Origin of the sequence: Micromonospora sp. NPDC023633 (genome assembly GCF_040640035.1) — a bacterium.
In the GTDB taxonomy this organism is placed as follows: Bacteria; Actinomycetota; Actinomycetes; order Mycobacteriales; family Micromonosporaceae; genus Micromonospora.
Genome location: NZ_JBFABB010000045.1, coordinates 42888 through 50636 on the forward strand (window position 1 = coordinate 42888; position 7749 = coordinate 50636).

General features: G+C 64.6%; 5 protein-coding genes and 2 pseudogenes. 4 read left to right on the forward strand and 3 right to left on the reverse strand.

Annotated elements, in window-relative coordinates; genetic code table 11:
* The first annotated feature begins 92 nt into the window (after window positions 1-92).
* The gene (locus AB0G13_RS16255; protein WP_357874700.1) at window positions 93-1661 is read left to right on the forward strand and encodes a 4-hydroxyphenylacetate 3-hydroxylase N-terminal domain-containing protein; all 1569 of its coding nucleotides are present in this window, start codon (window positions 93-95) and stop codon (window positions 1659-1661) included.
* A 553-nt stretch (window positions 1662-2214) separates the two neighbouring features.
* The gene (locus AB0G13_RS16260) at window positions 2215-3204 is read left to right on the forward strand and encodes an LLM class F420-dependent oxidoreductase (protein ID WP_357874684.1); all 990 of its coding nucleotides are present in this window, start codon (window positions 2215-2217) and stop codon (window positions 3202-3204) included.
* Between the two features lie 521 nt (window positions 3205-3725).
* Here AB0G13_RS16260 and AB0G13_RS16265 read toward each other — a convergent pair.
* Together AB0G13_RS16265 and AB0G13_RS16270 are read right to left on the reverse strand one after the other, a co-directional pair.
* Window positions 3726-4085, reverse strand: a complete 360-nt coding sequence (locus tag AB0G13_RS16265) for a hypothetical protein (RefSeq protein WP_357874686.1) — start codon at window positions 4083-4085, stop codon at window positions 3726-3728.
* 401 nt (window positions 4086-4486) lie between these two features.
* Window positions 4487-5683, reverse strand: a complete 1197-nt coding sequence (locus AB0G13_RS16270; protein ID WP_357874689.1) for an MFS transporter — start codon at window positions 5681-5683, stop codon at window positions 4487-4489.
* 441 nt (window positions 5684-6124) lie between these two features.
* Here AB0G13_RS16270 and AB0G13_RS16275 point away from each other — a divergent pair.
* Window positions 6125-6852: pseudogene (locus AB0G13_RS16275) on the forward strand (transposase family protein); the annotation flags it as partial.
* Window positions 6853-7338: 486 nt separating this feature from the next.
* Window positions 7339-7482, forward strand: a complete 144-nt coding sequence (locus AB0G13_RS16280) for a hypothetical protein (protein ID WP_357874692.1) — start codon at window positions 7339-7341, stop codon at window positions 7480-7482.
* An 84-nt stretch (window positions 7483-7566) separates the two neighbouring features.
* Here the strand turns inward: AB0G13_RS16280 and AB0G13_RS16285 are convergent.
* A pseudogene (locus tag AB0G13_RS16285) lies at window positions 7567-7749 on the reverse strand (HAD family hydrolase); the annotation flags it as partial.

Sequence of the window (7749 nt, forward strand, 5' to 3'; positions counted from 1 at the left end):
GAAGGCGCACGTCGAGTGCAGCAGCCGCCCAGTATGAGCAGCGTCCTCACACCCTGATGCTCACTCGTCGATCGCCTACTCGGAGGAACGATATCGTGGATCCAAAGAACATGAATGAACCGCGGAAGACACGGCCGATGACCGGTGCCGAGTACATCGAAAGTCTGCGTGACGACCGGTGTCTCTATCTCTACGGCGATCGCGTGAAGGATGTGACCAGTCATCCTGCGTTCTACAATCCAGTACGGATGACCGCGCGGCTTTACGACGCATTGCACGACCCAGGCATGCGTGACGTGCTCACTTCGCCCACCGACACGGGCAGTGACGGTTTTACCCACAAGTTCTTCACCACGCCGCACACGGCGGAGGACCTGGTCGAACACCAGAAGGCCATCGCCGCGTGGGCCCGGATGAGCTACGGATGGATGGGGCGCAGCCCCGACTACAAGGCGGCCTTCCTCGGTACGCTCGGCGCAAACGCGGACTTCTACAAGCCGTTCGACGAGAATGCGCGGCGGTGGTACGCGGAGTCCCAGGAGAAGGTCCTTTACTGGAATCACGCGATCGCGCATCCGCCGGTCGACCGGAATCGTCCTCCGGACGAGGTGGGTGATGTCTTCGTACACGTGGAAAAGGAGACCGACGCCGGACTCGTCGTGAGCGGAGCTAAGATGGTCGCCACCGGCTCGGCGCTCACGCACTACAACTTCATCGCGCACTACGGCCTGCCGGTCAAGGACAAGAAGTTCGCGCTCGTGGCGACTGTCCCGATGGGAGCGCCGGGGCTGAAACTGATCTGTCGGCCGTCCTACACAGCCAGTGCGGCTTTGATGGGAAGCCCCTTCGACTACCCGCTCTCCTCACGGCTGGACGAGAACGACACCGTCCTCGTGCTGGACAAGGTGCTCATCCCGTGGGAGAACGTATTTATCTATGGCAATATCGGCAAGGTTCAGTTGTTCACCAGCCGATCGGGCTTTTCCGAGCGTTTCACGTTCCAGGGCTGCACCCGCTTGGCGGTGAAACTCGAGTTCATCGCCGGCCTGCTCGCGAAGGCGGTGGAACTCACCGGAGTCAAGGATTTCCGTGGCGTGCAGACACGGATCGGTGAGGTGCTTGCCTGGCGCAATCTTTTCTGGGCGTTCTCAGACGCGGCGGCCCGCAACCCGGTGCCTTGGCATAACGGCGCGGTCCTGCCCAATCCCCGGTACGGTCTGGCATATCGGTGGTTCATGCAGATCGGCTACCCCAGAATCAAGGAGATAGTCCACCAGGACATCGCGAGCGGCCTGATCTACATCAACTCCAGCGCCGAAGACTTCAAGAACCCGGAGATCCGGCCGTACCTGGACCGGTATCTCCGCGGCTCCGACGGCAGCGACGCGGTCGAGCGCATCAAGCTCATGAAACTGTTGTGGGACGCCGTCGGTACCGAGTTCGGCGGGCGCCACGAACTGTACGAACGAAACTACGCGGGCAACCACGAGAGCACCCGGATCGAGCTACTCTCGGCGCAGCTCGCGAACGGTGAGATCGATGACTACAAGGCCTTCGCGGACGAATGCCTCTCCGAATACGACCTGGACGGCTGGACGGTGCCCGACCTGTCCGCATTCGAGGAGCTCCACGAGGTGCGGGACCGGACGCTGAACGGGTGACGGCGGCCGGGTTTCTGGTGCACTCGTGCGCACACCTACCTACCACGTGTTCGAGACAAGCACGGGCCATCATGATCCGGCGTCGCTGGGCGAGCGCGGCTACCAGCGCCCGCCCGCGATGTGATGCTCATCGACGCGTGTGGCGAGCTGGTCAACAACAGGGTGGATCGGCAATGAATGGCGCGGCAGGCATGGTTCCTCGTGACGATCGTAAAGCGTGTAGGAACCTTCATGATCAATGCGAGGGCCGTGCCGCACCACGATCAAACCCCATGTGTCGCCCGATTAGCCAACTCAACCACGTCCACACGCGACTTTGCCGGAGCCCTGCCGGGGCCGCGAAGCCGTTCTGCACTTCAACGCTTGTGCGGAGCACGACAGCGCCTGCACCAGGAGCGGGTGCTCAGTTCGCGGCGGCGAGCCGAAAGCAGACCAACCAGGAGCCACGCCAGTTCGCGCGGCACATCCAGATGGCAGCACAGGCAATGATGGAGCCGTAGCACCCAACACGCTGGGAGAAGCATCCGGGCATGCCGATCGATAGGGTCTGGATATGCGATTTGGTCTCCTCTTACCTCAGGGCTGCAACCTCGACCTTGTCGATATACCGGTGACCGAGCAGTGGTCCACGATCTGTGACATCGCCCAGGCCGCTGATGCCGGGCCGTACGAGTCGATCTGGGTCAGCGACCACTTCCACACGGTTCCGGCGCCGAGCAACGAGTCGACCTTCGAAGCGTGGTCGATGATGGCCGCGTTCGCGGCCTGCACGTCCAGGGTGCGGCTCGGGCAGTTGTGCACGTGCATGGGCTTCCGAAACCCGGCGTACCTGGCCAAGATGGCGGCCTGCATCGACGTGATGAGCGGCGGCCGGTTGGAGATGGGCGTCGGCGCGGGCTGGTTCGAGGACGAATGGCGTGGCTATGGCTACGGCTTCCCCAGCGCCGCCGATCGGCTCGGCATGCTCGATGAAGGCGTGCAGATCATGCGACAGTTGTGGACGACCGGCACGGCCACGCTGGCGGGACGCCATTATCAGGTTGATCATGCGATCAGCCGGCCACTTCCGATGCAGGAGAGCGGGATTCCGTTGTGGATCGGGGGCGCCGGTGAGAAGAAGACGCTGCGGACGGCAGCGAAGTACGCGCAGTACACGAACTTCGGGGCGACGACCCTGGACGTATTCGTGCACAAGTCCCAGATCCTGGCCCAGCACTGCAAGGACGTGGGCACCGACTTCGACGCGATCACACGGTCGGCTTTCTTCCTCGTGACCATCGGCGAGACCGAGAAGGACGTCGCTGACAAGATGGCGAGGTTGAAGTCCCACTATCAGCCGCTGATGCCGACCGATGCGCTCGAGCCCTGGCTGGGCGAATTTGCCCGCGGCCTCGCCGGCACGCCCGAGCAGATCGTCGAGCGGCTGACCAAGGCCGCTCAAGCCGGGGTCGGCTATGTGATCGTCTACTTCGCAGACGCCGCCTATGACCGGACGAGCATGGACCTGTTCGCCAGCAAGGTGGTACCGGAGCTGATCGGTTAGGCGACTGTTCGGTCGCGCGTGCTCTACCTGTCCTGTGGTGCTGACCGTATGGCCGCTCAGGGGACAATAACGGAATCTGGATAACCTCCCGAGCACGCCGGCCCGGCCGGTGTCATGCACGCCGATCAGCTGAGACCCTTGGTCGATTCCCTCTGCGGTAAGAGGAACAGTCAACCAAGGCTTCGTTCATGATCAACCGGGCGACGCCACCAAAATCACGCCAGCCTTACCGGAAAGGGGTGCCCTCGGCGTCGCCGTGGGCCTTGCGCCAGGCCCCGGCAAAATCGTCAGGTGATGCCGAGTAGGGCCAGCAGGCGGGTGCTGTCGCGGGCGTGATGTCGGTTGGCGGCGGCGATGTGGTGACCCCGGTCAGGCGTAGGGCGCCGGTGGCGGCGGTGCAGAGGGCGGCGATGGGCTTCGGGTCCGGTGCCGGTGCGGATCTGGGATCGGTCTTCGTCGTAGGTGACGCCGTACCCAGTGAATCTTGCTTTTGATGTTCCAGTGGCCGCGGATCCACGCGGCTAGTTGCGCCGGTTTCGCTTGGTGCACGCGCAGGTCGGTGATGGCGCAGACGGTCTCGGTGGTGAAGCGCTTCGGCTGGTCCAGGCGCCGTCTGCGGCGGCGGGTACGCAATGCTTGGGCGGCGTGGGGAAGTCGATGCCGGTGGAGATCGTCAGGGCCTTGAGGGTGCGGATCTCGCGGCGGCCGTGTCCGCGGTCGGTGTCGCGGAAGGCGTCCGGGACCGCTTGCCAGGGCACGCCGGCGAGTTGGCGGTGCAGGTTCGGCTGGTTGCCTTTGACGGTCAGGATCCAGTGCGAGCCGCGTTCGGCGAGGTGGTCGAAGTGCTCACGCCGGCAGTGCAGCGCGCCGGCGGTGATCACGGTGTCGCGCGGGTCGCCGATCTGGTCGAGCAGCGGTGCGAATCGGTGATCTCAATGGTCCTGCAGCCACGCTGACCGGCGCTGGTCTCACACCGAAGCCCGTCCCTTACCGTGACGGTTCAGGATCCCGGGGTTGATCCCCAGGTCAGTCGCCACCTGGGCGATCGGCTTGTTCGTCTCGCGGACGATCCGGGCAGTTCCCTCACAGAACTCCCGTCGAACCGCCGCCTCTTCTCTGGCATGGCACATGATCCTCATGGTCCATGCCTGCACGGTCGTGGGGGAACCTCATGCATGAGGTTCCCCCACGACCGTGGGGGAACCTCATCACCCTGGAAACGGCCTCATAACCGTGATCACGTCACCGGAGCGTGCCATTCTTGTCGGATCACCTCACTCAGCTACGCTGGCGCGGCCTCCCGAGTCGGCGAATCCTCCGATGCGGGCCTGGTCCGCTCGCCCCACCGTGCCACGGCAGGCGCCAGCAGGCCCACCAGGGCGAAGAACACGCCGATCCCGATCAGACCTGGCCTGCCGAGGGTCAGGATGAAGCTGAGGAACAGCAACGGGGCAAACGCCTCGCCGATGCCGGCGCCGATGCCGAGGAAGCCCATGTACTGGCCCTGTGCGTGCGCCGGCGGCAGACCGAAGTTGAGGGCGAACGAGCCCGCCATGTACCACAGTTCGCCGTAGGTGTGCACCAAGACGGCCGCTACCAGGAGTACCACCGCGGCCCAGCCGGGCAGTCCGTTCGCAAAGCCCATCGCGGAGCAGCTGATCAGGAGGATCGCTCCAGCGCGCCGGATTGCGACGCCACCTTGCCGGATCGTCTGCACCTTGTTGCCGACGCGGACCATGAACAAGACGATCAAGGTGTTGTTGATTAGGTAGAACACCGCTACCGTCCAGGTTGGAGCCTTCGTGGCGTCGACCACCCACAACGGCAACAGCATATTGATCATGAAGAGCTGGAGGTTCATGGCGCCGGCCACCGCCGTGTACGCGACGAAGGGCCGGTCGGCCAACACGCCCCAGCGTGACACGGTGGGCGGCTTCGGCAGCGGCGCATAGTCCGGCAGCCGGGTGAACACCAGCAAGGCGACCAGGAAGCTGAGCGCGTCGAGAGCGATCATCACCTGATAGGCGGTAGGAGTGCCGATCTGGATCACGACGGCACACCCGGCAGTTCCCAGGCCCATGGCGACGAACTGGATCGCGTGCATCCTGGAGCGGAAGCTGACCGCGTCATCGCCGGCCACCCGGCGCAGGAGCGATTCGGATGCCGCTACGGACGCCTTCATCGCCAGCATGTCGAGGGTGGCCGCGATGACGAGTTCGGTGAAATTGTCAATGAAAATGAAGTAGGTAGCCGTGCATGCCTGGATCACCAGCATGACCTTGACCGTCTTCACCGGACTCCACCGGTCGGCCAGGTTGCCGACCGGGACGCCGCTGATCAGGCTAATGGCGACGCCGATGGTGAGGGCGGCTCCCACCTGCGAAGCGGGCAGTCCCACGATCCGGGTGAAATACAGGCTCATGCTCACGACCAGCAACCCGAAACCAAACATGTTGATAAAGGTCGCCAGCGCGTACACTCGCTTTGGTCCAGCCTCGGGGATAAGGGACCTGAGTTCCCCGATTGGGTTAAACTTCGGCATGCAGAACCACCATTCCTCGCCGTCCGCCAGCGGATACTACCTTGTCGGAGCCGACGATACTACAGTTTCGGAGTCGAACTCCCGGCGCAACTCCTAGATTGCTCTCCTTCGGATAAACGAGACGTGCTCCTGTTTCCATCTGCTCCATGGCGTCGGACTTCCCCGGCAAGCCCCTGACCTGGGCAACAAGACAAAGAAGAGTCGCTGGGTTCTTGTCGGTTGACCTACCGGTCGAGCGGTGACTTACGACGCTGAGCCTTCTTAATCGCGATCAAGGACGGTTGACTAGGCAGGCAGCATCGGCGTGTCGATGCTCCGGATAGGAGAAGCTGCCGGTAGGACAGCAGTCGACCAAGGCGCACTCCCACGCGAGCTTCGTTGCTGACCTGTCCTGTCGGCATCCCGCTGTCCACGCGCAGCCTGACCCGCCTGACGAGCTGATTCGCGACCGGCGTCGCGCGGTCGGTGGCCGCTGGCGCAGGCTGCCTGCGCAGCGACAGGCGCTGCTGGCTTGGGCCCAACTGCGCAACGGCGACACTTCCACCCGCCTCGCGCCCGGCTACGAGGTGTCGGTCAGCACCGTGTGGCGCTACCTACGCGAGGCAGTCGACCTGCTCGTCACCTGCCCCGACAGCCTCGCCACCGCGATGTGCCGGGCCGCCCGGCTTGCGTACGCCATCCTCGACGGCACGCTTGATCGGATCGACCGGGTCGCCGACCAACGCCCCTGCTACTCGGGCAGACACAACCGCCACGGGGTGAACGTGCAGGTCCTGGCCGATGCCGCCGGGGCGGCTGGCCTGGGCGTCGCCTGCACTTGCCCGGCGCGGTCCACGATCTCACCGCCGCCCGCCCCCAGCCTGATCGACGCGCTGACCAGCGCAAACGTGCATATCTTCGCGAACAAGGGCTATCAGGGAGCCGGCGGGAGCGTGTGCAGGCCCTTCAAGCGCCACCGACAACGACCTAAACCGTGCACCGCCAGCGGGCCGTCAACCGCGGTCATGCCCGGCTCCGCGCTCGCGGCGAGCGAGCCATCGCCACGCTGAAGACCCTGGAAGGTCCTGGTCAAGCTGCGTTGCTGTCCCCGCCGCGCGACGGCGATTACGTCTCGCTGTTGTGGCTGGGGCGCGTTGTTCGGATGCGACGACGGCGCTCCTGCTGACTCGGGCGGGGCATCAAGTGCCCCTGCTGGATCGCGAAGCTCCCGAGCGACACCCTGTCTACGTCGTACATCTATAAACCCGGCGTGGAGCGACTCGCCCGTTGGGGCCTCCTGGTCCGGTGCTTGAGTCGGGCTGCCCGCTGTTGCGGACCATCTCCCCGTCGGTACGTGCTCGACGCGATTCTGCTCGAGGCTGCCGCGGCAGCCGGTGTCGAGGTGCCCGACGGGACTGCGGTGACCGGCCTGACCACCGATGGCGAGCGGGTAACCGCGTCCGTTACACCACAGCGGAGGGCGAGGCGACCGAGCGGGCCGACCTCATGGTCGGCGCCGATGGATTGCGCTCAACACTGGCGAGACCGGTGGACGCGCCTTGTATGCCGAGCGCCCCAGACTCACCTGCACCTATTACACCTACTGGGCGGACGTGCCGATCGACTTGGAGATCCATGAACGCCCCGGCAACTGGGTGGCCGCGCTTCGCACGCACGACGATTTCACGCTCGTGGCCGCGTACATGCCGCAGGCGCGATTCGCGCACGTTCGACGCGACGCCAAGGCTGCCTTCTAGTGCCGGCCCGCCTCGACAGAGGCGAACCGGAGCACTTTCATCTTGACTTCGGGTACTGCTTCGCCACGTCCCTGGACAGCACAGCTAGGCCGTGCTCCGGTCGAAGAGGTCGGCCGTCGCAAGGTCGAACAGGCTGTGTACGCGAAGGATGCCCTCGGGCGCCGCGGCCCCATACGTCTGCTGCCGGTCCAGCCAGCATCCCCGTAATCCCGCGGCGGCGGCGGCTAAGGCATCGCCCTGAAGATCGTCACCGACGTACAGAACCTC